20 protein-coding genes are annotated in these 25,524 nt (G+C 71.9%); 9 read left to right on the forward strand and 11 right to left on the reverse strand.

All coding sequences use genetic code 11. The features are described 5' to 3' along the window. The first annotated feature begins 93 nt into the window (after positions 1-93). Both EP757_RS25230 and EP757_RS25235 read left to right on the forward strand, forming a co-directional pair. Positions 94-375: a hypothetical protein gene (locus tag EP757_RS25230; protein WP_127549991.1), complete on the forward strand. Its 282-nt coding sequence runs from the start codon at positions 94-96 to the stop codon at positions 373-375. A 16-nt stretch (positions 376-391) separates the two neighbouring features. Continuing rightward, a complete protein-coding gene (locus EP757_RS25235; protein ID WP_127549993.1) occupies positions 392-1,354 on the forward strand; it encodes a zeta toxin family protein in 963 nt (320 codons plus the stop codon). Between the two features lie 132 nt (positions 1,355-1,486). Here the strand turns inward: EP757_RS25235 and EP757_RS25240 are convergent, their stop codons facing one another. After that, positions 1,487-2,326 (reverse strand): hypothetical protein, encoded by an 840-nt coding sequence (locus tag EP757_RS25240; protein ID WP_127549995.1) that lies wholly within the window; start codon positions 2,324-2,326, stop codon positions 1,487-1,489. A gap of 110 nt (positions 2,327-2,436) precedes the next feature. Beyond that, positions 2,437-2,826, reverse strand: a complete 390-nt coding sequence (locus EP757_RS25245; RefSeq protein WP_127549997.1) for a VOC family protein — start codon at positions 2,824-2,826, stop codon at positions 2,437-2,439. A 107-nt stretch (positions 2,827-2,933) separates the two neighbouring features. On the opposite strand from EP757_RS25245, the gene EP757_RS25250 reads away from it, so the two are divergent. The 3 genes from EP757_RS25250 (at position 2,934) to EP757_RS25260 (ending at position 6,032) form a co-directional block, all read left to right on the forward strand. Next, on the forward strand, positions 2,934-3,866 hold the full coding sequence (locus tag EP757_RS25250) for a hypothetical protein (protein WP_127549998.1): 933 nt from the start codon (positions 2,934-2,936) through the stop codon (positions 3,864-3,866). Further along, on the forward strand, positions 3,863-4,858 hold the full coding sequence (locus EP757_RS25255; protein WP_127550000.1) for a hypothetical protein: 996 nt from the start codon (positions 3,863-3,865) through the stop codon (positions 4,856-4,858). The genes EP757_RS25250 and EP757_RS25255 overlap by 4 nt, the downstream gene beginning before the upstream one ends. Before the next feature lie 67 nt (positions 4,859-4,925). After that, entirely contained in the window at positions 4,926-6,032 is a 1,107-nt protein-coding gene (locus EP757_RS25260) for an NADH:flavin oxidoreductase/NADH oxidase (protein ID WP_127550002.1), read from the forward strand. A 15-nt stretch (positions 6,033-6,047) separates the two neighbouring features. On the opposite strand, the gene EP757_RS25265 is transcribed toward EP757_RS25260, so the two are convergent. After that, on the reverse strand, positions 6,048-6,809 hold the full coding sequence (locus EP757_RS25265; RefSeq protein ID WP_127550004.1) for a PDZ domain-containing protein: 762 nt from the start codon (positions 6,807-6,809) through the stop codon (positions 6,048-6,050). Positions 6,810-7,002: 193 nt separating this feature from the next. On the opposite strand from EP757_RS25265, the gene EP757_RS25270 reads away from it, so the two are divergent. Together EP757_RS25270 and EP757_RS44035 are read left to right on the forward strand one after the other, a co-directional pair. Next, positions 7,003-9,153 (forward strand): PKD domain-containing protein, encoded by a 2,151-nt coding sequence (locus tag EP757_RS25270; RefSeq protein WP_127550006.1) that lies wholly within the window; start codon positions 7,003-7,005, stop codon positions 9,151-9,153. Positions 9,154-9,235: 82 nt separating this feature from the next. Beyond that, entirely contained in the window at positions 9,236-10,132 is an 897-nt protein-coding gene (locus EP757_RS44035; RefSeq protein ID WP_127550008.1) for a hypothetical protein, read from the forward strand. Between the two features lie 11 nt (positions 10,133-10,143). Here the strand turns inward: EP757_RS44035 and EP757_RS25280 are convergent, their stop codons facing one another. The 6 genes from EP757_RS25280 to EP757_RS25305 form a co-directional block, all read right to left on the reverse strand. Further along, positions 10,144-12,240: a hypothetical protein gene (locus EP757_RS25280; RefSeq protein ID WP_127550010.1), complete on the reverse strand. Its 2,097-nt coding sequence runs from the start codon at positions 12,238-12,240 to the stop codon at positions 10,144-10,146. A gap of 10 nt (positions 12,241-12,250) precedes the next feature. Beyond that, positions 12,251-12,793, reverse strand: coding sequence for an SUKH-4 family immunity protein (locus EP757_RS25285; RefSeq protein ID WP_127550012.1), 543 nt, complete (start codon positions 12,791-12,793; stop codon positions 12,251-12,253). A 96-nt stretch (positions 12,794-12,889) separates the two neighbouring features. Beyond that, positions 12,890-18,268: an AAA family ATPase gene (locus EP757_RS44650; RefSeq protein WP_127550014.1), complete on the reverse strand. Its 5,379-nt coding sequence runs from the start codon at positions 18,266-18,268 to the stop codon at positions 12,890-12,892. A gap of 80 nt (positions 18,269-18,348) precedes the next feature. Further along, entirely contained in the window at positions 18,349-19,290 is a 942-nt protein-coding gene (locus EP757_RS25295) for a PDR/VanB family oxidoreductase (RefSeq protein ID WP_127550016.1), read from the reverse strand. Next, entirely contained in the window at positions 19,287-20,456 is a 1,170-nt protein-coding gene (locus EP757_RS25300) for an aromatic ring-hydroxylating dioxygenase subunit alpha (RefSeq protein WP_127550018.1), read from the reverse strand. Before EP757_RS25300 ends, EP757_RS25295 begins: the two co-directional genes overlap by 4 nt. Continuing rightward, the gene (locus EP757_RS25305) at positions 20,453-21,310 is read right to left on the reverse strand and encodes a sugar phosphate isomerase/epimerase (protein WP_127550020.1); all 858 of its coding nucleotides are present in this window, start codon (positions 21,308-21,310) and stop codon (positions 20,453-20,455) included. Before EP757_RS25305 ends, EP757_RS25300 begins: the two co-directional genes overlap by 4 nt. A gap of 112 nt (positions 21,311-21,422) precedes the next feature. Here EP757_RS25305 and EP757_RS25310 point away from each other — a divergent pair, with 112 nt between their 5' ends. Together EP757_RS25310 and EP757_RS25315 are read left to right on the forward strand one after the other, a co-directional pair. Continuing rightward, positions 21,423-22,298 carry an Lrp/AsnC family transcriptional regulator gene (locus tag EP757_RS25310; RefSeq protein WP_127550022.1) on the forward strand — a complete coding sequence of 292 codons (876 nt, stop codon included), beginning with the start codon at positions 21,423-21,425 and terminating at the stop codon, positions 22,296-22,298. Continuing rightward, entirely contained in the window at positions 22,295-22,951 is a 657-nt protein-coding gene (locus EP757_RS25315) for a hypothetical protein (protein WP_127550023.1), read from the forward strand. The genes EP757_RS25310 and EP757_RS25315 overlap by 4 nt, the downstream gene beginning before the upstream one ends. Here the strand turns inward: EP757_RS25315 and EP757_RS25320 are convergent. Then, positions 22,942-23,865: an NAD(P)-dependent oxidoreductase gene (locus EP757_RS25320; RefSeq protein WP_197725375.1), complete on the reverse strand. Its 924-nt coding sequence runs from the start codon at positions 23,863-23,865 to the stop codon at positions 22,942-22,944. The genes EP757_RS25315 and EP757_RS25320 overlap by 10 nt on opposite strands. A 2-nt stretch (positions 23,866-23,867) precedes the next feature. Beyond that, positions 23,868-25,508 (reverse strand): 5-guanidino-2-oxopentanoate decarboxylase, encoded by a 1,641-nt coding sequence (locus EP757_RS25325; protein WP_127550025.1) that lies wholly within the window; start codon positions 25,506-25,508, stop codon positions 23,868-23,870. Positions 25,509-25,524 lie beyond the last annotated feature (16 nt).

Here is a 25,524-nt window from a genome sequence, read left to right on the forward strand (position 1 = left end):
GCCTGATCCCGTCAGCAATCCACCGCTGGGGTCAGACGGCGATGCATCCATTGCCGATAATGGTCATCCGACGGCTCGGTGGGAGGAGACCGCGTGACCGGCAGGAAGTTCAGCGGGGACATCGGTGATCTGTCACCGGAGGAGACGGCGGCTTTCGAGCGTGCCACCGACATCTACCAGGCGCTGCTCGCGGCTCTCGACGCTCACCTCGATCGGGCGTCCGATCCGGCGGAGGCGGCGCGGCTGCGAGCGGAGGCCGAGCGGTACGCCGCCGAGCAGCGGGAGCTGAGGGTCGGTGATCTGGCCGGCGCGCAGCGGGTGATCGACGAGTACCCGGCGCTGGTGCGGGAGCTGATGGCGTCGCTCGCCTCATGAGCCGGGAACCCGTTCGATGATCTCGGAAGAGGAAGCGGTCCGGCGGTTCCACGAGCGGATCGTGCCGCGGTTCCTCAGTCACGGCGTGCCGCGGGACCAGCCCGTGCTGGTGATCGTCGCGGGGCAGCCCGGGGCCGGGAAGACCGCCGTGGAGGACCGTGTCGGCGCGACTCTGGGCACGGGCGCCGTGACCATCGACGCCGACAAGTTCCGGCCGGTGCACCCCGACTTCATCCCGCTGGTGACGCGGGACGACCGGGCCGCGTCGCAGGCCACCCACGGCGACGCCGTCCGCTGGGTGGGCATGGCCACGAGACACTGCATCGAGCAGCGGTACGACGTGGTGCTCAGCACGACGCTGCGCACCCCCGAGGCGGCCCGTTCCGTCCTCGGCGAGTTCCGGGACGCCGGCTACCGGGTCGAGGTCGTGGCGATGGCCGTGCACGAGACGGCCAGCCGGCTCAGCGTGCTCAGCCGCTACCAGGAGGGACGCGCCGACGTGGGCTACGGCCGCTACGTTCCGGAGTCCTTCCAGCGGGACGCGTACGCCGGGCTGCTGTCCACCATGGAACACGTCGAACGGGAACATCTCGCCGACGCCGTGCACGTCTTCCTCCGCGACGGCACCCAGGTCTACGGCAACGCGCTCGGTGCGGACGGGCGATGGGTGTCGCCACCCGGCGCCCGGGCCGCCGTGGAGACCGGGCGGGCCCGGCCCTGGAGTCCCGCGGAGATCGAGCAGTTCGAGGGCCGTGCCGGCGAGCTGGCGGAGCAGTTGCCGCCGGACCTTCGCGGTGAGCTGCGGGCCGTCACCGAGGACGCCCGGGATCGTCTGGTCGTGCGCCCTCAGCCGCCGCTCGCTGCCACGGCCTTCCCGCATCCGATCGGCAGCCGGGCCGGTCGTGCCTCGCCCTACGGACCCGGCAGTCCCGGACCCGGCGGTCCCGGTCCGCGCCCGCAGCGTGGCCGGGGCCGGTGACACCGGCGGCGGGCCGGCTCGCGGTGAACGACTCCGAACCCAGCACCGCCGGCGATGCCAGGGCCCGCGCGCTCGGTGAGTCCGCCGGAGCGCTGTCGAAAATCAGATTCTGGTCGTGGGTGACCGGCGCGGTCACCCCGGTCGACTCAGGCGCGGGCGCCTGACGTACCGGCTCGCGATGATCACCAGGCCGGGGATGCCGCCGAGCAGCCCGACGATGACGACCGGCCAGTGGATCATCGAGGCCACCGCCCCGCGGATCCGTGGCACGTCGCCGACCGTGTAGCTCGCGTCGTCGTCACCCGTGTCGCAGCTCAGCGTGTAGGCGCCGGGCGCGGGCACGGTGAAGGTGGCCACCCAGGCGTACGTCGCGAAGTCGCCGCCGTAGTCGGCGGGCGGGATGGACACCTTCTCCACCTGCCGGCCGCCGACCCGGCAGTCCGGATTCCGGGGGGAGAAGCCCATCGCCATGATCGCGTAACGGCCGGCAGCGGGGAGTTCCACGGTTCCCGTGACCTCGCCGTACCGGCCCTCGTCGTACTGGATCGTGCTGTCCTCCGCGCCCAGCCGGACGACCACCGGCGCCAGCAGCACACCGGCCACGGCGGTGAGCACACCGGCCACGTACCCGGGCCGCTTCAGCCGCCGCTCCCGGAACCGCAGGCCGATCGCCGCGCCGGCGACCGCGCCCAGCAATCCGTAACCCCACACGGCGAGCCAGTCCGCCTCCCCGCTCAGCGGGATGATCCACCGGTAGAGGGCAGCCGACGCGGCCAGGAAGACCAGGCTGATCGCGGTGCCGGCGAGGAGCGACCGCGCCCTGATCGTGGCAGCGAGCACCGGCAGCGCGACAAGGGTCCAGAGCAGGGCCGACCCCACGTCCTGGTCCTCTTCCCACCGGTGCGTGACGTCGAAGAACATCAGCGGCGCCACCACCGTCACCGCGATCCACGCCGCTACCCTGCCGCTCACACCTCCATGATGACGATCACCGGTCAGCCGGGAACCGCGATCAACGCGCCTCATGGATCGCGCGCCACCGCCGGATGATCCGCCGGGTGATGCTCGCGTAGGGCGGGACCTCAGGATCCGAGCAGGTCCCAGCGGTTGCCGGCGACGTCCAGGAAGACCGCGACCTTCCCGTACGCCTCCGTCCGCGGTTCCCGCACGAAGGTGACTCCCTCGCGCGTCATCCGGTCGTACGCGGAATCGAAATCATCGACCCGGAGGAAGAAACCGACTCGCCCGGCCGCCTGATCACCGACGGCCGCCTGCTGGCGCTCCCCGTCCGCGCGGGCGAGCAGGATGCCGGTCTGCGCGCCGGGCGGGCGCACCACGACCCAGCGTTTGGGCTGCCCGCTCGTGGTCAGCGACGGCGAGTCCTCGATCAGGTCGAAGCCGAGGACCCCGGTGAAGAACGCGATGGCGGGGTCGTAGTCGTCAACGATCAGGGCGACCAGGTCGATCTGCACGGGCGGCACCCTACCTTACGTACTTCGGGTGACCGGGGTGCCGATCACGGGCTCGGCACGGGCAGTATCGACGCCTGGACGACGGTGTCGGCGGCAGAGGGGTTGCGGTGGGGCGGAGAGGCGGACGTGAACGATCCCGCCCCGGCGATGTGCCGGCCGCCCGGCCGCCGTGGCGGGTGCTGGCGATCACGACAGCCGTCACGGCCGGTATCACCGCCGTCGTGACGCTGGTGATCTCCGGGGTGGGCCCGCTGTGGCGGACCGTCTTCCCGGAGACGCCGGTGGTCGTCCATGTGGATCCTCGCCGTCCCCCGCTGCCGGCGCCGGAGTCCTCCGCGGCGGGGGGATCGCGGCCGCCGGTCGCGCCGCGAGGTGTGCGGGCGGTGCCCGAGCCGGACGACATCTGGTATCCCCGGGCCTGGGCGTTGCCGGCCGGCGCCGACCCCGCCACCATGCCCCGCACCAGCTGGCGGTACGACGACCCGGACCCGGATCCGGAGGCGACCGTGACCGCCTGGATCTCCCGGGCCGGCGGCGCCGACATCGGCAGCACCCGGCTGCGTCTCACGGTGACCGGGCAGGACAAGGACGTCGTGATCGACGGTCTGTGCGCGCGGCTCACCGGACCGCGCACCGCACCCCTGACCGGCGCCCTGCTGTACATGCCACCGGAGGGTGATCCGCCGGAACCGGCCTCGCTGAACCTCGACTCCGGGCGGCCCTGCGCGCCGGAGCTCAGCGGCGCGCCGGTGCACGTCGAGGCGCACAAGAACACGGTGATCGACGTCGAGGCGACGACCCGGACGCACACCGTCACCTGGTACCCCGAGCTGTACGTGGTGGCCGACGGCAGGCGCTCGGTGATCCCGGTCGAGCCGGAGCGGCCGTGCCGGACGACGGCGCTGCTCGGCGACCTGACCGCGTACGACACCTACTTCGAGTTCGTGGCGGGCGACTCGGGCACCCGCCTGCTGCCGGGCCTGCCCGATCCGGGCGACATCGAGGAGATCCGCGAGATCACGTACGGGGTGTACCAGTGAGACGGTCCGCGCTGCTCATGGTGCTGGTGATGCTCGCGGGCACGGTGCCCGGCGATGAGAAGCCCGCGGCGCCGAGGATCTATGCGTACGCGGACCTGTACAGCGGGACGGTCCATCTCGTCCGCGACGGCACGGCTGTGGACTCCATGCCGGGCGACTATCCGGCCTTCACCAGCACCGGGCGGTTCCTGGTCACCAGCACCAGGGAGAAGATCTTCGCGATGGACGTCACGACCGGCGCCGTGCACGAGCGGGCGCTGACGTTCCTGGCGCCGGCGGGCTGCCAGGTGTCGCGCAGCCTGGTGGGTGATGAGGTGATGCTCGTGGCGCCCACCCTGCGGCGGTTCCGGCTGCCCGACCTCACCGAGGCCGGGCCGGTCGCGGCCGCCCTGCCGGCGAGGCTTCCGGGCTGCGTGCTCGGCGAGGCGGGCGGTGACGTGATCGTGCTGGTCAGCAACCGGTCCGGCCGGCAGATCCACCGGGTCGATGCGGACGGGACGACCCGGCAGGTCGGCCCGGAACCGCTGACGCCGCCCGGGTCCCACTCGGCTCCGGCCGACATCCTGCTGACCGTCGCGGCGGGGGCGCGCCTGGCGTACCTGGAGGACAACGCCGCAGTGGTGCACGTGCTGGACCTGGAGACCGGTGTGGACACCGTGCCGTCGACGGCGGCGCTGGGTGGTCCCGGACCGGCCGTGGAGATGTTCGTGGAGGACATGTGGTGGTCCTCGGCCGGGGTGCTGCACGCCATGATTCAGACCGAGGAACTGGGCGAGGAGTACCGGCTGTGCCGGGTCGCCGGGGGCGCGTGGGAGCCGGTGCCGACCGGTGACTGGGAATACGTCCGTGACCGGCCGGGTGGTGGCCGGCTCTTCGTCGAGCGGTCCCGGCCCTACGGACTCTACGAGGACGGGCCCGGTGGGACGCGCCTGATCGCCGAGAGTGTGTCCGGGATCGTCACCCCGCCGCCGTCCGGGCCCTTTGCACAATAGCGCGCCTGCAACTACTTTTACTTGCACGCGGGGAAACCCCGCGTATGCAAGTATTAGGAGACGGGTCATGCTGTTCACCCCACTCACCCTGCCCGCGCCCGAGGGGCCCGGGCTCACCCTGCGCAACCGGACCCTGGTGGCGCCGATGTGCCAGTACGTCATCGACGCCGAGGACGGGGTGCCGACCGACTGGCACCTGCAGCATCTGGGCGCCTTCGCGGCCGGCGGATTCGGGCTGGTCACCACGGAGGCCACCGGCGTCGAAGCGCGCGGTCGCATCAGCCCGCGCGACGTCGGCCTCTACACCGACGCCCAGCAGCAGGCCCACCAGCGCGTCGTCACGTTCCTGCACTCGCAGGGCGCGGCCGCCGCCGTGCAACTCGCCCACGCCGGCGGCAAGGCCTCCACGTACCCGTGGCTGCCCGGCCGGCCGGACGGCACGGTGCCCGTCGCCGAGGGCGGATGGACGACGGCCGGCGCCGCCGACGCTCCCGTGCTGCCCGGGCTCGACGCCGCCACGGCGCTGGACGAGCAGGGCATCGCCGGGGTGGTCGCCGCCTTCGCCGACGCCGCCCGGCGAGCCGACGCCGCCGGCTACGACGCGATCCAGCTGCACGCCGCCCACGGCTACCTGATGCACCAGTTCCTGTCGCCGCTGACGAACACGCGGACCGACGGGTACGGCGGCGACGAGGAAGGCCGCACCCGGCTCGTCCGCGAGGTGGCCGCCGCGGTCCGCGCCGCCTGGCCCGCGCACAAACCCCTCGGCATCCGGATCAGCGCCACCGACTGGGTGGACGGTGGCTGGGACGTCGCCGCCTCGGCGCGCCTGCTGCGCCGTCTCGCCACCGACCACGGCGTGACCTGGGTCGACGTGTCCTCCGGTGGGCTCGGCCGGGGAGCGGTGATCCCGACCGGCCCCGGCTACCAGGTGTCGCTGGCCGCCGAGCTGACCCGCGAACTGGCCGGCACCGGCATCGTGGTCAGCGCCGTCGGGCTGATCGACGACGCCACCCAGGCGGAGACGATCCTGGCCTCCGGTCAGGCCCACGCCGTCTCGATCGGCCGCGCCGCGCTGCGTGACCCGCACTGGGCCGGCTCCGCGGCGGCCCGCCTCGGCGTGCCCCGTAGCGAGATCCCGCACGCCCCGCAGTTCTGGCGCGCCAACTGGTGATCGAGCCCGGCCGGGTCAGGCGGTGCACGGCTGTGGCAGCCCGCCGGCCGTGAAGGTCTCCAGGGCGGTCAGAGCCTCGTCGACAGTGGACACCTTCGCCATCGTCAGGCCCGGCCGGCTGTTGCGCAGAGCCTCGGCACAGTTGGCCTCGGGGACCAGGAACAGTTCGGCGCCGGCCGCCTGCGCGCCGCGCAGCTTCAGCGGGATACCGCCGATCGGGCCGACTGCGCCGGAGGCCTCGACGGATCCGGTGCCGGCGACGATCCGGCCGCCGGTGAGGTCCTCACGCGTCAGCTTGTCGACGATGCCGAGGGTGAACATCAGGCCGGCGCTGGGCCCGCCGATGTCGCCGGCGGCGAAGGTGACGGCCGGCCGCCCGGCGTTCCCGACCGTCCGCAGCGCGGCCGCCGTGGCGTCCTCCTGCGATGTGGCGAACAGCGCCGTGTTGCGCGCGTCGGTCTCCTCGGCGGTCAGCCCGCCGGGGTAGACGACGTCGCGGGGAACCATCGCCCGGTCATCGTCGAACCAGCTGCGCACCGCGTCGGCCACCCGCACCCGGGTCTGCACCTGCACGGTGGTGAGCAGCAGCTTCCCCGCCGACGCCGAGACCTCCGCGCCGGTCACCGTGATCACCGGTTCGCCGTCCCGGTCGCCGAGCACGTTCACGGTGGGCCCGGGCATCTCCACGACGTAGGGCACCGGCCCGAACCCGGCCGTCGCGCCGAGCACAGCGGTGACCAGCGCACCCATTCCCACGAGGACACCCGGCCGTCTCATGGCGGCGAGCGTACCGATTTCCGCATCGAGCGGCCATTCCGCAGGCCTCCGCCCGGCGCTGAGAACACGCCGTCCGGCGGTTTGAACCCGGTCGACCGGCCGAACCTGAATGCGCGATCGCAAATCGGCGGTGAACGCCTTTACGGTTAGCCGCGGCCTGGGACTGCCGGGCGGAGGGGGAATGAGCGAATTGATGCGCCGAATACTGAGTCGGCTGGTGGTGTCCGCCGGCGCCCTGCTCGTCATGATTGGCCTGGTGGCGGTTCCGGCCCATGCCGCGTACAGCGACCTGTACAGCATTCGGTTCAAGGCCTGGATTCCGCAGGCCCAGGCCATCGGTTCAGCCGTTGGCATGAAACTCGACAGTTTCTGCAGCCCGTGGCCGACCTCGACGGTCCGGTTCAACGGCAACAATCACGTCAACTTCGTCAATGGCTCCAACGGCGATTTCAAGACGATGGTTCAGTACGATTTCCGCTGGGACGGCTCGCGGATGTCGGACGTCGCGGCGCAGGCCAGTTATGGCACGACGCACATGACGATGACGAACTCCATCACCGGGTCGCAGTGCAGCATGTCGCGCAAGGCGAGCGGCAAGTCCCGGGTGGAGGCGCCGAGCGCGTCGACGGCGAAACTCGTCCTCGGCTCGGCCGACCCGTTCTATCCGGCCGCGTTGATCCCCGACCTCGACGGGTCGATCACGGTCTCCTTCTCCGGCCGCGATCACATGATCGTCCAGTCCGCGACCGACGCCTTCCCCAGCTACGCCTACCAGGTGTACCGCAACGGCAAACTGGTCGCGACCGTACAGGACCTCGACGTCAGCTGCGTCTCGCTGACCGGCCCGAAGGGCATCATCGCCACCGCCGGGCTGCTGTCGACACGCTGGCAGTCGCCGACCGCGCGCCAGGACATCGACACCCGGGCGACCGGGCTCGACTTCTTCCGGCCGTGTTCCTCAGCGGCCGCCATGGTGCCACTGAAGTATCCGTCGGTCAGCCCGCCCGTGGCGAAGCCGGGCAACGTCGCGCCGGTCGCCCGATTCGCCTACAAGCGTGCCGTCGGCGCCCGGGACACGGTGACCCTCGACGGCAGCGCGTCCTCCGACGCCGATGGGCGCATCACCTCGTGGGCCTGGTACAACGGCGCTACGAAGATCGCGTCGGGACCGAGCGCGACCGTCGCGCTCGGCGCCGGGACCAGCAAGACCGTCCGCCTGGTGGTCACCGACAACGCCGGGGCACAGGCCTCCAGGTCGGCGGTCGTCTCGCTGGCGAACCGCAGTCCGCGCATCGCCGCGGCCTCCCCGGCGACCGGCGCGCAGGCCGGGACGAACACGCCCACGCTCTCCGCCGTCGCGGCCGACGACGACGGCGACGCCTTGCAGTACCGCTACACGGTGACCGGGCCTTCGGTGTCGCTCGACTCGGGGTGGACGGGCGCGGCGTGGAAGGTGCCGGCGCACAGGCTCGACCCGGGCACCCGCTACGAGTGGACGGTGACCGTCCGGGACCCGTCCGGCGCCACCGCCCGGCGGACCTCGGTCTTCACCGTCGCCCCGCTGCCCACCGCGGGTGACGTCGTTTCCACCGCCTCGGGCGACGGCTACTGGCAGGTGGCGAGCGACGGCGGTGTCTTCAGCTACGGCGACGCCCGGTTCTACGGCTCGCTGCCGGGCATCGGCGTCCGGGTCACCAACGTCATCGGCATGGCGCGGACGCCGTCCGGTGCCGGCTACTGGCTGGTCGGCCGGGACGGGGGAGTGTTCGCGTTCGGCGATGCCGGCTTCCACGGCTCCCTGCCGTCGATCAACGTGCCGGTGAACAACATCGTCGGCATGGCACCGACCAAGAGTGGCCGCGGGTACTGGCTGGTCGGCGCGGACGGCGGGGTGTTCGCGTTCGGCGACGCCGCCTTCTACGGCTCGATGGGAGGCAAGCCGCTCAACAAGCCGATGGTCGCCATCGTGCCGACGGCGTCCGGGGCAGGCTATTGGACCGCGGCCGCCGACGGCGGGGTGTTCGCCTTCGGGGACGCCGCCTTCTACGGCTCGATGGGTGGTAAGCCGCTGAACGCGCCGGTCACCGACATCAGTCGTACGCTGGACGGCAACGGCTACTGGATGACCGCGGAGGACGGCGGCGTCTTCGCGTTCGGATCGGCCGGGTTCTACGGCTCGATGGCCGGAAAGCCGCTCAACGGCCACATCACCGGCATGTCCGCGACCGTCAGCGGCAAGGGCTACTGGCTCAACGGCTGTGACGGCGGGGTCTTCGCCTTCGGCGACGCCCGGTTCTTCGGCTCCAACGCGACCTATCAATGCAGGGGAGTGAACCAGCCCTGAGCACACCCGTCGCCGATTCCGCTTTATAGTGACGAGCGCCGATTTGTTGGGCTCGCGGCGGCGGAGTGCGGAGGGGGATCTGATGGTCGAGGAGACACGAGACGAGGAGGCACGGGACGACGACGCTCGGACGGAACGTCCGAGCGTCGTCACCACCGCCGGCCTGCTCCTGCTGACACTTCCCGTCATCGGGGTGATCAGCCTGGTCCTGGCGACGATCGCTCTCATCGCGGCACAGGACGCCGCCGACGAGCTGGTGACCCAGCTGGTCGACGACGGCGTCACCGAGGGACAGCGGATCGTCGACGACATGCTGTCGGCGATGTGGCTGCAGCTGGGCGTCCAGGCCGTCATCAGCCTCGGCCAGGCGATCGGGCTGGGTGTGCTCGCGTTCTTCGTGCTGCGGGGCTCACGCCGGGCCCGCACGATCGTGTTCGTGCTGGCCGCACTGAGCGCTGTGGCCGTCATCTGGCTGGTCGCGCTGACCATCGCTCTGCACCGCCTCCGCGGCGACCTGGACACTCTCGCTGATCGGATCGGGTTCCAGACGGTGTACGAGACCGACCTGATCCCGGGCTGGTTCCACCCCACCAGCTACGGCCTGCTGGCGATCTCCACGCTCACCATCTTCACTGCGGTCTGGCTGCTCACCCGCCCGGCCGCGAACACCTACTTCGGTGGCGCCGGGCTGTCGCTGCCGTCGCCGTCGCGGTCCCCGGGACGGTTCGCGCTCTGGATGGCGGCCTTGGTGATCGTGCTGGCGGTGCCCGTGGTCGGGCTCTCCGCCCTGCCCGAGCTGCCTGAGCTGCCCGAGTTGCCCACGATCCCCACGATGCCCAGTCTGCCCGGCATGCCCAGTCTGCCCGGCGAGCCGGGTGAGCCAGGCGTGCCGACTACTCTGCCGAGCTTCCCGGGCTTCCCGAGCCTGCCGGCCGTGCCCGAAATACCGAACCTGCCGGGACTGCCCACCCCGCCGTGATCAGCTGCCGGTCACCCCGGGCGTCGCCGCGATCGCTTACCACGGCCGATGACGGTCATGGCTACCACGATGCCGATGACGATCACCGCCGCGACGGTGATGACCAGCGGCATGACGAACCGGCGGAACGCCGTCGGGGTGGCCTTGCGGGCCTGCTGATCGGGCGGCACGGCGCTGACATCGCCGAGCCAGACCCGGCCGCCGGCGTCCGGGGTGGCCGCGCCGAACGAACCCTGCACGGCGGTGGCCAGGTCGGGGTGCGATTGCCGGAACGCCGCCGAGGTCAGTCTGGTGAAGGGAACGGTGGCGAAGTCCACCCCGCCGTCGGTGTAGGTGTACGTGTACTGGTGGTTCCCCGACGTCTCCGTCCTCGTCACGCGGTACTCGCCGTTCTTGTACGACTTCACGTAGGCGTCGAAGACCGCGCGCGGCTTCCAGCTCTTGATGGATCTCCATCGTGAGACGTCGCCCTTGTCGATCATCGAGGTGAGGGCGCCGGTTCCGCGTTCGCGGTACCACTGGGCCGCGACCCGGGCCAGGTAGACCCGGCGCAGCTCGGCGTACGCGGGCGCGGTGTTCACCGCCTTCTCCACTGCGGGCAGGATCTCCTTCTCGAAGATCGCCTGCATCCGCCGGCTGGGCACCGGGCAGGATGGGTCTCCGCTGGTGCCGTTGAGCATCTCGGACTCGGACTTGACCTCCAGCGGGGCGTCGATGATGTGCAGCCCGCCGTCCTGCTCGTAGACGGTGGCCGGCTTCGGGACGATCCACTGGCGGATCACGCCGCACTCCTGGGCGCCGGACGGGCCGGGCTTGCCCCAGAACCGGCGGCCGAGGGCCGTCTCGGGATTGGTGAGGCGGGCCGAATCCCGTTTCATCCGCAGGTCCGCTTCGAGCAGGATGCGCCCGGCGTCGGTGCCGGCCAGCCGCTTGTCGATGATCCGGTCGGGTTCCCGCGGGTTCAGGTTCACCCAGAACGTGTCCCGGGGCAGGCTCAGCCAGACGAAGAACGCGTCCGACATCTGGGCGGCCGCGAGCTGCCCCTCGGTGATGTGCTGGTCTTTCGCGGTGGTGGGGGCGGCGTCGTACGAGTAGCGCAGGCGCCCCTTCTCGTCCTCGGCGAGATAGCGCAGTTGCAGCGTCGAGAAGTCGATGCCACCAGGAGCGGTGCCGACCTTGCCGGTCAGGGCCTTGGTGGCGACGCCACCGGGCGGCGACGAGCCGGACACGGTGAAGGCGTTGACCGCGTGGACGAAACGGGTCAGGGCCTCGAAGGTGTCCGGCATGCCGGCTTCCTTCCAACGCTGGTAGCCCTCCTGGAGCTCGGTGGCGGCATCCGCCTCGGCGATCGCGGCCTGCTTCTCCGCCGCGCTGAGCTCGCCATCCTTGATCTTCTCGTCGAGTTCGGCGTTGAGCTCCTTGAGCTGCGCCGGCGACAGCGTCGGATTCTTGGTCAGGTATCGCCCGCTGGTCGTCTGGCTCAGGATCTTGCCTTCCTTCAGCCGGTTCATGCACTGATTGGCGCCCTCCGCACAGAACACCCGTTCGCTGAGGATTTCGATGTCCGTGCCCTTGACCATCTCCCCGTTGACCGCGTCGACACCGGCCTCCGAATGGATCGGGCCGTTGCCGAGGGCCTGTGTCCGTTCACTCGTCAGGAGATTGATCGTGGCGCTCGGTGTGTAGGAGGTGCGCCAGTCGACCTTCAGTGGCTTGCCGTATCGGTCGACGAGGTACGGCTTCCCGCTGTCGTCCACGCGGAAGATGTCCACGACGGCTGCTGCCTTGCCGGTGAAGTTGAACCTGTTGTAGTTGGCCATCGCGATGTAGAGCGTCATCCCGTCGACAGTCGTCGTCAGGACGGCGACGTTGGACCCCCAGCCGAAGCGGCCGTCGCCTGACGGGCGTAGATCGGAGTGGCGGTGGCGGAAGATCAAACGGAAGAGGTTCAGCGGATCCGACTCGTCGGTGGCCGTGATGTCGACGTGCCGTGGCGGGGGTGTCGCATATGCCGGGGCCAGCGCGAACACGTTGGGCAGCAGCAGGGCGAGCACCGCGACGAGCGCGGGAATCACCCGGTGGCGCACTGGCGTCCTGTCACCGGCCATCTGCGGTTCCCTACTCCTCGAAGCTGTTCAGATATCCGTGCCAGTTGCGGCCTCGCTGGTACCGCATCGCCGCCGGATCCATCGCGGTGAGGACCTGGCGGACTCCCTCCACGAGGGCCTCGGCGCTCTCCGGTTCCATGTCTCCGGTCTGCGACATGATCTGCCGCTCGATGACGCCGGCGCTGAGCACCCAGAGCGCGACGGTGGTGTTCATCAGCTCGGGTTCCTCCCCGAGGTCCCGCGGGTTGACGCAGAACACCTGATCGGTACGGATGTCGATGCCGTACAGCAGGGTCGTGCCCCAGATGCCGCCCACCACCACGTAATCGCGGCCGTCCCGGGCCAGGATCTGATCCGTCCGATCCAGCGTGCACTCGAAGCCCCAGCTGGGTTCGAAGTCGGGCAGGCCGACGTCGGTGAGGTACCGGCGGGTGGCAGCGGACAGATCAGGATGGATCCGCCGGGGATCGATCGGCCGCAGCTGGTCACCCCAGAGCCGGCGCACGTGCGCGACGACCTCGTCGCTCCAGCCGGAATCCGTCTCGTCGGTCATCGTGGATCTCCTCCAGTGCCTCGCCGGTTTGATGTGGTCGGATCATCAAACGGCGCCGGCGTCACCCGGGACACGACTCCACGATATCGAGCTGAATCAATAGGCTGCGGACGCCGGCAGTATCCCGGCCGGCTGCATTGGTGGCTGCTGCGCCAGGGGCATCGTGAGGACGAAGATCGAGCCGTGGCCCGGCGCCGGGCGGTAGGCGACGTCGCCGCCGTTGGCGCGGGCCAGTTCGCGGACGATGTAGAGGCCGAGGCCGGTTCCCGGGGCGGAGGCGGCGGTGGTGGAGGCGCGGGCGAGGCGGCCGAACAGGCGGTCGCGGAAGTCGGCCGGAACACCGGGGCCTTCGTCGTGGACCTCCAGGACGACGGCCGGGGCCTCGGGGCGGGCGACGATCGCGGTGGCGCCCCCGCCGTACTTGGCGGCATTGCTGATCAGGTTGGTCAGGATGTGGTCGAGGTGGCTGGGCTGCACGAACGCGACCAGGTCCGGCGGGCACACGACCGGGATGCCGGTGGCCGCGGCGGCGGTCACCGCGGCGTCGATGTGGTCGGCGACCCGGGTCGGCGCGGGCAGCGCGGTGAGCTGGCCGGCGTCGATGCGGACCAGGGCGAGGACCTCGTTGACGATGGTGTCGAGCCGGCGGGCGTTGCGGTGGATCCGGTCCAGCAGGCCGGGCATCGGGACGTCGTCGTCGGCGCGGGCCAGTTCCAGATGCCCGAGGATCATGGCGAGCGGGTTGCCGATCTCGTGGCCGAGCATGCCCATCAGATCGGACTTGAGCCGGTTCGCCGCCTCCAGCTCGCGGTTGCGGTCGGCCAGCTGCGCCTCGGCGGCCTTCCGGGCGCTGATGTCCTGCAGCACGCTCACCAGGTGAGCGGGCCGGCCGTCGGCGTCACGGACCGCCGACACCGTCACCTGCGCGTCGAGCCGGCCGCCGTCGGCGCGCAGCAGGGTCAGCTCGCGGCTGACCAGAGGGCGCCGGTCGGCGATCACCTCGCCGAGATCGCGCCGGTGCGCATCCCGGTCGGGCGCGGCGAACAGGTCGGTCAGCCGGGTGCCGGTCAGCTGCGGCGCGGTCATGCCGACCATCGCGAGGAAGGCCGGGTTCGCCTCCTCGATGTGATCGTCGGTGCCGTGGATGACCTGACCGACGGCGGCGTGCTCGAAGTGCGACCGGACCCGGCTCTCGCTGTCGGCGAGGCGGCGGGTGGCGGCGGCGAGATCGGCGGTGCGGGCGCGGACCGCGCTGTCCAGCGAGTCGTAGAGGATCGCGTTGTCCAGCGACACGGCGAGCTGCCCGGCGATCAGCCGGACCGTCTCCAGCCGGTCGATCGAGAAGATCCCGCGTTGGCGGTGATTCTCCAGCACCAGTACGGCGTGAGCGACGTTGTGACTGGGCACCGGAACCACGAGAAGCGCACAGAGTTCGAGGCCGGACAGGTAGGGATCACTGCTGAACCGGTCGTCGCCGGTGGCGTCGGCGACCAGCAGCGGCTCGCGGGTGCGTAACACGTAGCGGACGGCGGACAACGGCAGGTGGCTCCCGCCCGGGCTGGCGGGATCGGCGACCAGGGCGGCCGGCTGTTCCCGGCCGGGACCGGCGATCGCCGACACGTACCAGTGCGACGTCTCCTGATGCTGCAGCACCAGGTGCGCGGCGGTGGCCCCGGTCAGGCCGCTGAGCAGGTCGCCGACCTGGGACTGGAGGCCCGCCACCGTGGTCTGCGAACTCAGCGCCTGCGAGGCGCGCAGGACGGCCATGAGGTCGATGGGCAGGGCGTCGCCGGTCGACGAGTGCGATCCGGTGGGCGGCGCTGCCGTCGTACAGAGGAACGGGAATTGATCTCTCAAAGCGTCGGCCTTGCCCTCGGCGCCCCAGCGTCGATAGGCGTCGAGGGCCTCGGCGAGCAGGTGGCGCCCGCCGTATTCGAGGCCTTGACCGAGGTGGAACCGGCCGGCGCGTTCGGCGAGCAGGGCGCGGTGCCAGGGGCGGCCGGAGACCTCGCAGAGGCCGGCGTCGAACGCGCGGGCAGCGGTGGCCGGGTCGCCGAGGGCCCAGGCGCGCTCGGCGTCGACCAGGTGAAGCAGCGGCCGGAAGTTGTGCGGGCAGTCGGCGGCGCGCCGGGCCAGCCAGGACCGGGCCTCGTCGAGTTCGGCGGCCGCGGGGGCGCCGTCGCCGGCCCCGATCCGGCGGGCGAGGCTGACCGCCCTGGTCACCCGGGCCAGCACCGCGACGTAGAAGCCGCGGATGGCCCGGCTGTCGGCCATCGCCGCCGCCGACGACTCCTCCAGCGCCGCGGCGTCATCGAAGATCATCGCGCCGAGTGCGCGGTTCGTGTGGTACGTGCCCAGCGCCGCGCGGGCCGTCGAGACCTGGGCCAGGTGCTCGGCCTCGTCGAAGTCACCGGTACGGCCCTGCAGCGTGTGGATCAGCTGCCGGTACCCGATCATCGACAGCGTCGCGAACCGGCTGCCGGTCCGCTCGGCGAACGCCAGGCCGAGGGTGACCTCGTCGGCGGCCGCGTCCAGGGTCTCGCCGCAGTCCACCAGCAGGGCCAGCAACCGGTTGGTCAGCATGCTCGCGACCTGCACGTCGCCGACAGCGATCAGATCGTCGCGGGTCTGCTGGGCGGCTTCCACGATGGATTCGGCCGGTTCGCACCAGTGCGCGGCCAGGCACAGGTGCATGTACCGGGCGACGGCGGTCTCGGCCTGATAGCCGTGCCGGCGCCCGACGCCGACGGCGTGGGCGGTCAGCCGGTAGCCGGTGAGGTAGTCGCCGCGCCGGTCGATGGTGACCGCGACCGCGGCGCCCATGGTGCCGACGAACGGCGCGCAGACGCCGTGCCGCTCCCACAGCTGCTGCGTCTGCAGCGTCAGCCAGGCATGCATCAGCGGGTCCAGGTGGAACGCCGGCGCCAGCAGCCGGTTGAGCACCCGGCCGGCGGCGATGACGGCGGCGTCGGTGGTCTCGGCGGCGCTCTCCTGACCGGCCTCGATCCGGTCCGCCCACCGGTACAGCCGGTCGATGCCGTCGTCCACGGCCGCGGCCAGGTCGGCCGGCGGGGTGATGCCGAACCGGGCCAGGACCCGGATGCCGAGCTCGATGGCGGCCGCGCTGGCACCGCGCTGCGTCAGGCTGTTGACCTGGGTCGTGGTGGCGGCGGCGAGGGCGAGCAGGCCGGGTGAGCGGCCGGCGAGCTCCTGATAGACGTCGTCGGCGTCGTCGAGCCGGCCCAGGCAGTAGAGGGTGGCGTGCCGGTCGACGGTGATCTCGTCGGACGCCGACAGCCGGTCGGCGCAGCGGTACAGCTCCTCGGCGACCACGTAGTTGGTCAGCTGGGCGGCCCGGTGCCCGGCCGCGTGCAGCAGTCGCGCGGCGGTGCGCCGCTCCCGGGGGTCGCTGACCAGGCCGGCCGCCGCGAGGTACTGCTCGGCCGCCTCCTGCCGGGCGTCGCCACGGCCGGCGAGAGCCCGCGCCATGCCCAGTTGCAGCAGTTCGCGGTCGTGCTCGGCGAGGTCGTCGTGGGCGGCGCGGTGAATCAGGTCGTGCCGGAACCGGACCGTGCCGGCGGTCGTCGCGGGCCGGTCGGCGACGACCAGCCGGGCCGCGTCGGCGGCTGCCAGATGCTCGATGAGGTTCGGCACCGGCATCCGCAGCGCGGCGGCGAGCAGCACCGCCGGGACGTCGCCACCGAGACAGGCGAGCGCCGTCAGCACCCGGCGGGTCTCCCCGGGCAACCGGGCCAGGCGATCGGTCATCAGGTCCGGGACCAGTGTGCGGGCCAGGAACGCGCGGGCCTGCTCCGGGTCCCAGCGCCAGCCGTCGCGGCCCAGGGTGAGCAGCCCGTCGCCGCGCAGCGCGTTGAGGAGCTCGACCGCCGTGTACGGATTGCCGCCACTGGGCCCGAGCAGCAGCCGGGCCAGCGCCTCCGCCCGGTCCGGCGCCAGCCGCAGCACCGCCCCCACCAGCGCGGTGAGGCCGCCGGGACCGAGCCCGCCGAGCCGGATCGGCGGGCCGATCGTGCCGGCCTGCTCGCCGCGGGCGGCCAGCAACGCCAGCGGATGCTCACCACCGGCCTCCTGATCGCGATAGGTGCCGACGACCAGCATGCCGGGAATCGGACCGGCCGACACGATCGCGTCGAGCACCTGTAGCGACGAAGGGCTCGCCCACTGCAGGTCGTCGACGGCCAGCACCAGCGGGCGCTGCGCCGTGACGGTCCTGAGCAGGGCGACGATCGCGGTGATGATCCGGGCCGGCGCGGTGCCCGGGTCGTCGGCGGCGGGCGCGGCGCCATCACCGAGCAGCGGCGCCAGCTCCGGGATGGCGCCGACCGCGACCTGCAGGTTCGCGCCCAGCGCGGCGATGATCCGGCGGCGGTCGGCGGTGATGTCCGGCTCCGGTTCGGCGAGCAGCAGCCCGGCCAGCTTCGCCATGGCACGGCGGATGCCGCCACTCCCGGTCCCGGTCCGGAACTGGTCGTACTTGCCGCCGACGAACCAGCCACCCCGCGCCGTCACCACCTGCCGCAGGGTTGCGACCAGGGAACTCTTCCCCACACCCGGAGGACCCCCGATGAGTACGGCCGGAGTCCCGCCCGCCTGCGCCCGGTCCAACGCCGCGGTCAGCCGGTCCACCTCGTCCTCGCGCCCGACCAGTTCGGCGGGCCCGGTCAGGATCGCCGGGAAGTCGTGCTCACCTAGGCGCCACGACCCCTTCTCGAAGCAGTCGAGGTCGTGGGCGACGGCCTCGGCGCTCTGATAGCGGCTGTCCGGATCCTTCTCCAGCAACCGCAGGACGATGTCACCGAAGGGGTGCGGCAGCCCGGGACTGCGGTCGGCGGGAGAAGCCGGCGTGCGGACCAGGGTGTCCCGGATGACCTCGAGAGGGTCGTCGCCGGGGAACGGCGGCTCGCCGGTGGCCAGGGCGTACAGGGTGGCGCCCAGCCCGTACAGATCCGCTCGCTGATCCACCGGAAGCCGCAACCGGCCGGTCTGTTCCGGCGCCTGGAAACCGAGAGTGCCCACCGGCTGGTCCGGAGGCGCGGTCGCGGTGGCCCCGGCCGGCAGGATCTCCGCGAGGTCGTAGTCGATCAGCAGCGGCGACCCGGCCGCGAGTACGACGTTGGCCGGCGTGATGTCGTGGTGCAGCACCCCGGCGCGGTGCAGCGCGGCGACCACGGCGGTCAGCTCCCGCGCGACCGTGATCAGTCGCGGCACCGGCAAGCGGGTGACCGGGCTCCCCCTGTCGTCACGCAGCAGCAGCGACTGCCGCGCCTGGCGGTCGCCGAGCCGCGGCACCCCGCTGACGCCTTCGAGGTGCCGCAGCACGGCACGCTCCCGGTCGATCCGCCGGACCGCCCCACTGCCGAAGGCACGTTTGCGGATCAGGGAGCCGGCGTCGTCGGTTGCGGTCTGGCGGAGGACTTCCGTTCGTTCGCTGCGGTACAGCAGCTCCTCTGCCATAAATCGTAATAATGCCACCCTTTTCGGCCGGTTGAGAGCTTGTGGGCGTTGCGGTGGACGCCGCGCGGGGCATGGGGCGGTCAGCCCTCCAGCGGGAGATCGACGACGAGACGCTCGGAGAGGGCCCGGGAGACGCACGGGAAGACGCAGTTCTGGGCCGCCTTCTCGTCAGGGGTGAGGATGTCGTCGCGGTGGTCGGCCTCGCCCTTGAGCAGGGTCGTCTCGCAGGTGCCGCAGGTTCCCTCCCGGCACGACCACATGACGTCGGCGCCGGCGTCGAGCAGCACGTCCAGCATCGGGGTGCCGGCCGGGACCTGGCGGACGGGTCCGTCGATGCCGAACTGAACCTCGAAGGAGCCGCCGGCATCGGAGAGGACACCGGGGGAGGAGGCGAACGACTCCGTTCGCAGGCGCTCGGCGCCGACCAGCCCGCGAAGCTCGTCCAGCATCCGGGCCGGGCCGCACGCGTAGACCAGCGCCGTGTCCGGTACCCGCTCCACGATCGCCGGCAGGGTGAAGCCGGGTGTCTGCGAGCGGTCCACCACCAGAGCCGACTCCCCGAGGGCGGCCACCCGTTCCAGGAAGGGCATCCGAGCGCTGGTGCTTCCGACGTACAGGAGAAGGAAGGTCTTGCCCCGGGACGCGAGATGCTCGGCCATCGTGAGGATCGGGGTGACACCGATGCCGCCCGCGACCAGCAGATATGACGGGGCGTCCGCCAGCGGGAACATCGCCTTCGGACCGGCGACCCGGACCTGGTCTCCCACCGCGAGCCGGGTGTGGACGTGCTGGGAACCTCCGGTGCCGCCGGGACGGAGCCGGACCGCGAAGGTCCACACGCCCGGGACGCCGGGGGTGCCGCAGAACGAATACTGCCGGACCAGGCCGGGGGAGAGCTCCAGGTCGGCGTGGTCGCCCGGCTGCCAGGCGGGCAGGTCCGGGGCCGCCACGCTGACCAGGGCGACGTCGCCGGCGATCTTCTCGTGCGCGGTCACCACCGCGTCGTAGCGCCGTGGTGTCACGACCCGTACCCCATCCGGGTGGCGACGGCGGCCTGGAACATCGCGGTGATCTGATCCCAGGACGGCAGCAGCGTGGTGTGGTTCGCGCCGTCCGACGCCCGCCCGGCCTGCAGCTTGTAGAGGAACGGGATGTCCTGCTCGTTGACGTGGAAGAGCACGTCGCAGAGGCTCTTCACGGACTCCGCGAACCGTGGTCCGGCGGCGCGCTCGTCGACGAAGACGGCCATGTGCTCGACGGTCCGGTCCACCGCCGACGGCGACAGCGCGATCACCTGGAACCAGTCGGCCTCCAGGAAGACCAGGGCGTTCGGGAAGACGCAGAAGATGTCCTGCGACTCCACCTTCCCGGCCGGTACGTCACCGATGAACGGCAGCGCGTCCTCGGACTTCTTCGCCTTGCCGACGGCGCCGCGCGGGTAGCAGCCACCGACGATCACGTCGCTGTCGATCACCACGTCGTCCACGTCGAGGGAGGCCGCGACCGGGCCGACCTGCGGGTGCACGAACGGCAGGTGGTAGAAGTCGAGGAAGTTCTCCACCGCGAGCTTCCAGTTCACCGCCAGGTCGAACTCCCGTTCCTGGGCCAGGTGCAGCCGGCTGAAGTCGATGTGCGACCAGCGTTCCGCCAGCGGGGCGATGACCTCCTCGAACGGCGTCGGGTCGGCGCTCAGGTTGACGAACACCATGCCGGCCCAGACCGCGCTCGGCACCGGCAGCAGGCCCAGCTTGCGGCGGGACTCGGGGGAGGGCGCGCCGCGGCGTTCCCGGTTGAAGTAGGGCGCGGCGGCGAGCGAGCCGTCCAGGTTGTACGACCAGCAGTGGTACGCGCACTGGATCCGCTGGGTCACCTCGATCGGCTCCTGCGTCACCACCATCCCGCGGTGCCGGCACGAGTTGTGGAAGACGTTCACGCCGCCCTCGCCGTCGCGCACGATGAGCAGCGGCTTCCCGGCCACCTCGACCGGGTGGACGTCGCCCTCCTTGCCGACCCAGTGGGCGTAACCGGCCCAGACCCACTCGGCACTGAAGATCATCCGCTGCTCGCGGGCGAACTCCTGCGGGTCGGTGTACGCGGTGGCCGGCAGGATCGACCTGCCGTAGGTCTCCTCCGACAGCGGGCCGTCGACGATGGCGTTGCCGGTGCTGGTGGTCGAGTACGTGGTCATTCGGAACACTCCAGGATCGCGGATTCGAAAGCGAGAGCGGCCCACGAACGCAGCAGGGCGGCCTCGGCCCAGCGGTCACTGACCTGCACACCGGCGGCGTCGGTCATGGCGTACGGGGTGGTGCCGAGCTCGGTGAGGAAGACGATGTCCCCGGTGGGACGGCGGCGCAGGATCTGCACGAAGGCGTCGGTCCACCAGCGCCGGGCCAGCGCGATCCACGGCTCGCTGGACGCGTGGTGCAGCGGCACCTGGACCTGGCAGCGCGACGCCACCCGGCCCTGCACCGATCCGCCGTGCCGCAGCAGCGCCGCGACCCGGTCCTCGATCTCGGCGGTGGGCTCGGCCGGGATCTCGGCGCCGACGACGTAGTGCGACAGGTCGATGGCCAGGTCGATGTCCTCGGGCAGGCGGTCGGCCAGCGCCGCGGTGAAGCGCAGGTCGTTCGTCATCGTGTTGCGGTGCGTCTCGAGCTCCAGGCGTACGCCGTCGCGGGCGGCGATGCCGTGCCAGCGCGCGGTGAGGGCGGCGGCCTCGTCCAGGTCGAGCGTGTAGTGCTGGGCGCAGAGCACCAGGTCGCGGGCGCCGATCGCGGCGGCGTACCGCAGCGCGTCGCCGAGCACCTTCTCGTCCGGGACGAACGCCATCACCGTGGCGCTCAGCCCGGTGCCCTGCGCCGCGGCGGCGAGATCGGCGCTGGTGGGGGCCTGCCGGGCGCCGAGGTCGACGGCGTATCCGCGGTAGCCCGCGCCGACCAGCTGGGCCAGCTGCTCGTCCAGCGCAGTCCACGGAAGGTCCTCCATGGCCCACAGCGACTGCACGAACGTGAGTCGAGAAGTATTGCCGTCCAAGCTCATGACAAAATATCTACGCCCTCAGCGGCGCGATGATCAAGCAAAAGTTGGCTCATAGCGGGGATGTTACAAACAAATCCCTGACTCGAAACGTGGCATGCCGGAGGATTGCAGCGTGACGAATGACGAGGTCAAGGAAGCGGTCGCCACGGCGCTCGCCGACGACGGCCGGATGTCGGTGGAGGCGCTGTCCCGCTTGCTGGGGCTGACCAGCGCCGTCGTCCGCAAGGCCATGACGGCGTTGCACTCCGAGGGCATCGCCGTACGAGCGGTCGTGCACCCCGCGGTGCTGGGCCTGCCCGAGTGCGCCCACCTGCGGCTGCGCGTCGACGGGCCGCTCGGCCACGTGCTCGACGCGCTCTGCGCCCGCCCGGAGGTGCCCTTCGTGTCGCACGTCGCCGGCGGCCACACCCTCTCCGCGGAGATCCGGGTGGCCGACCGCCCGACGCTCGCGACGGTCGTCGCCGCGATCGCGGCCCTGCCCGGCGTCGCCGGTGTCGACCTGGACGAATACCTTGACATCGTCCGCGACGCCAGCCTCGACCTGCTCCGGCCGGACGCGCCGCAACCGCTCGACGACATCGACCGCACCCTGGTCACCGAGTTGCAGGCGGACGGCCGGCGCTCGTTCGCCGCGATGGGCGAGCAGGTCGGCCTGACCACCGCGTCCACCCGCAGCCGGGTGCTGCGCCTGATCGAGATGGGGGCGCTGCGCATCGGCGTGCGCCGGCAGCCCGGGCCCGGGACCGTGCAGGTCGGTTACCGCCTGAGCGCGCCCGGCACCCGGGCCGCGACCCTCGCGGTGCTGCGCGAGCTGCCGGACATGTCGTACCTCGCCCTCACCACCGGCTCCGCGGATTTCGTCGGCACGCTCACCTGCGCCTCGCCGGGCGACGCGTCCCGGGCGCTGACGGCGTTGCGGGCCGTGCCCGGCGTGCGGGCCCTGCAGAGCTGGACCCACCTCGACGTCGTGAAGGAGACCTACGCGTGACCACCTGGCCCGCCCCTCTCGCGACCATGCCCGTGCGCGCCCGTATCGACGCGGCGACCACCCTCGACGAGGCAGCGGTCTTCCTGGCCGGCGCCGCCGTCACGACCGGGACAGTGGTGCTGCGCAACTGGGACGCTCTGGCCGAGGATCCGGCCGCGCCCGTGCTGCGCGATCTGCTCGCCACGTTCGGCGCCTACGTCGTCCGGTCCGCCGAGGGCCTGACCTGCACCAGCCGGTCGACTTCAGGGCATTTGAATCCGATTTCGTACGACCTGAGCACCGCGCCGGGACTCGCCGGAGTCGCATGCGTCCTCGCGGCGCTGGCGGACGGGCCATCACGGCTCTCCGGTGTGCCGCAATCCCCGCGGGTGACCGAGGTGATGGACAACCTGACCGCGCTGGGTGGCCGGGTCACCATGCGGTCCGGTGTCGTCGCGATCGTGCCCGGGCCACTGCACGCCGGAGCGTGGCAGGCGCACGGCGACCCGGTGCTGGGAGCGCTCGGCGCTGTTCTGGGACTGGTGGTGCCGGGGGTGTCGATCGTCGGATCGCCGTCCCGCCCGGCCTTCCTGGAGGCGTGGCGGCGGGCCATGGCCGCTGACGAGAACATCCTGCCCGGGACGAGCGCCGGAACCGTGCCCTACTACGCGTGACGGTCTTTCCACCAGGTCACGATGGTCGCGGCGGGCTGTTCCTCGTACGACCGCAGTGATCCTTCGGAGAGATAACCCACGTGCGGGGTGACGATCGTGCGGGCGTGGGCGCGCAACGGATCGTCCAGCACCGGCGGCTCACCGATCAGCACGTCCAGGCCCGCCCCGCGCAACCGTCCGCTGTCGAGGGCGGCCAGCAGCGCGTCCTGGTCGACGATCTCCGCGCGGGAGACGTTGATCAGGCTGGCGCCGTACGGCAGACACTCCAGCTCGGCGGCGCCCAGCATGCCGCGGGTCTGCTCGGACAGCGGCAGGTGCACCGAGAGCACATCGCTCGCGACCAGCAGTTCCTCGAAGGTCACCGCCTCGACGCCGCCCGGGACCGGCGCATACGGGTCGTAGCCGACGACCCGGCCGACCAGCGGGCGGGCCATCCGGGCGAACTCCGCGCCGATCCTGCCCAGTCCGAGAACGCCCAGCGTGCAGCCGGACAGCCGGCGTGGCAGCTGCTCGAACGCCTCCGACCAGCGGCCGGTCGCGACCTGCTCGGTCACCCGCAGGCCGCGCTCGACGGCCAGGACGAGCGCGAGGGCGTGAGCGGCGACCTCCTCGGTGGCGGCGCCGATCAGCGGCTGAATCCGCACACCGTGGCGTTCGGCCGCCGCGAGATCGACCATGTCGGCGCCGGCCGAGGTCAGCGCCACGAACTCCAGAGCGGGCAGGGCGGCGAAGAAGTCCTCGCCCAGGTGCGCGTAGCCGCCGACCGCGGCGACCGCCCGCGCCGCCCGGGGCGGGACCGCCGGATCGACGTCGAGCTTCAGCACCTCGACGTCGAAACCGCTGCCGCCGAGCAGGTCGATGGCGGGCTGCGGGTCGATGTCGGAGACGTCGGTGAGGATCACCAGGGGCCGCACGGTCAGAACCCGGCGGCGACGACGACGGTGACCGCGTTCGTGCGCAGGGCCTCGTGCAACGCCTCCCGCAGCGCCTCGGGGGTGGCGACGTGCAGACCGCGGGCGCCGAAACCCCGGGCGATGAGGGCGTGGTCGAACGCGGTGACCTCGGTGTCCACCCGGGTCGCCGACGCCCTGTCGAACGAGTCGCGGATCTCGCCGTAGCCACGGTTGTCCCAGATCAGCAGGGTGAGCTGGCGGCCCAGGTCGACGGCGGTGGCCAGCTCGGTGAGGGTGAACAGGCTGCCGCCGTCCCCGGCGATCGCCAGCACCGGCCGCTCCGGCTCCGCGATGGCCGCCCCGACCGCCATCGGCAGCGCCGCGCCGAGGGTGCCCAGGCCGTAGGTGGCCGTCCAGGCGGTCGGCTCGGCAGGGGACAGGTAGTGGTGGGCGGTGTACGCCAGCTGCGTCGAGTCCAGCACCACGGCGGTGTCCTCGGGAAGGGCCGCGGCCACCGCGTCCAGCCAGGGAAGATGACCCAGCGACTGGCCGGTCCACCCGACGGCGGCCCGCGCCGCCACGGTCCGGGCCGGGCCGTCCGCCGCCGGTTCGCGGTCGATCAGGGCGATCAGCCCGGCGAGGACCGCGCGGGCGTCGCCTTCCAGGGCCACCTTCGCGGGCATCGGCGCGTTCAGGTTCGCCGGGTCGATGTCGAGGCGGATGAGCGAACCCTCCAACTCGACCTCCCGGCCGGTGTAGAGCACGTCGGTCTCGGAGAACTCGGTGCCCACGGCCAGGACGACGTCGGCCTCGCGCAGCAGGTCCTGCGCTCCCGCGAACGGCAGCAACGTGCCCACCGCGAGGGGGTGGCCGGGCGGCAGCAGGCCGCTGGCGTTGCCGGTGGTGACCACGGGAGCGCCCAGTCGTTCGGCGATGGCGCGGACCTCGGCTCGTGCCTTGCGGGCGCCACCGCCGGCGATGATGGCCGGGGTGCTCGCTTGGCAGAGGAGAGCGCCGGCGGCGGCGATCGCCGCTCGGCCCGCCTCACCGTGAGGCCCGGTGGCGGCGGCGGTGGTGGCGGCGGCGGTGGCTGCGACTGCGGCGGTGGCGGCGGCGGCCGTGTCGGCGATCTTGGAGAACGGCGTGAACGGGCCGTCCACCTCGGCGGTGAGGACGTCGATCGGGACGGCGATGTGGGCCGGGCGCGGGCGTCCCGTGGTCATCGCGGCCCAGGCGCGGGCGACGAGTTCGGGCAGCTCCTGCGCGGTGCGGGCGAGCCACGAGTGCTCGGTCACCCCGGCCACGGCCGCCACCTGGTCGCGGATGTCGTGCAGCGGCCCGCGTTCGCGCCCGAGCAGGTCCGAGCGGGTGGTGGCGGTGATGTACAGCAACGGGATCGAGTCGTGCCAGGCCTGCGCCAGCGGTGTCAGCGCGTTGAGCACTCCCGGGCCGGTGACCAGCGCACACACGCCCGGCTTACCGGTCTGCCGCGCGTAGGCGTCCGCCATGAAACCGGCGCCCTGCTCGTGCCGCGCCGGATGGGTGCTGATGCCGGCCTCGGCGAAGCCCCGGTACAGCTCGATGGTGTGCACGCCGGGGATGCCGAACACGGACTCGACGCCGTACTCGCGCAGCAGCAGGGCCAGAGCATGCCCAGTTCTCACGGTGGTTCTCCCTACG

The organism is Actinoplanes sp. OR16, from assembly GCF_004001265.1.
Classification (GTDB): Bacteria; Actinomycetota; Actinomycetes; order Mycobacteriales; family Micromonosporaceae; genus Actinoplanes.

Bases quoted from the DNA above. Each gene is read 5' to 3' on its own strand.
- EP757_RS25300 (WP_127550018.1), bottom strand. From the start codon at position 20,456: ATGACCACGTACTCGACCACCAGCACCGGCAACGCCATCGTCGACGGC.
- EP757_RS44035 (WP_127550008.1), top strand. From the start codon at position 9,236: ATGGTCGAGGAGACACGAGACGAGGAGGCACGGGACGACGACGCTCGG.
- EP757_RS25270 (WP_127550006.1), top strand. From the start codon at position 7,003: ATGCGCCGAATACTGAGTCGGCTGGTGGTGTCCGCCGGCGCCCTGCTC.
- EP757_RS25265 (WP_127550004.1), bottom strand. From the start codon at position 6,809: ATGAGACGGCCGGGTGTCCTCGTGGGAATGGGTGCGCTGGTCACCGCT.
- EP757_RS25280 (WP_127550010.1), bottom strand. From the start codon at position 12,240: ATGGCCGGTGACAGGACGCCAGTGCGCCACCGGGTGATTCCCGCGCTC.
- EP757_RS44650 (WP_127550014.1), bottom strand. From the start codon at position 18,268: ATGGCAGAGGAGCTGCTGTACCGCAGCGAACGAACGGAAGTCCTCCGC.
- EP757_RS25305 (WP_127550020.1), bottom strand. From the start codon at position 21,310: ATGAGCTTGGACGGCAATACTTCTCGACTCACGTTCGTGCAGTCGCTG.
- EP757_RS25285 (WP_127550012.1), bottom strand. From the start codon at position 12,793: ATGACCGACGAGACGGATTCCGGCTGGAGCGACGAGGTCGTCGCGCAC.
- EP757_RS25260 (WP_127550002.1), top strand. From the start codon at position 4,926: ATGCTGTTCACCCCACTCACCCTGCCCGCGCCCGAGGGGCCCGGGCTC.
- EP757_RS25235 (WP_127549993.1), top strand. From the start codon at position 392: ATGATCTCGGAAGAGGAAGCGGTCCGGCGGTTCCACGAGCGGATCGTG.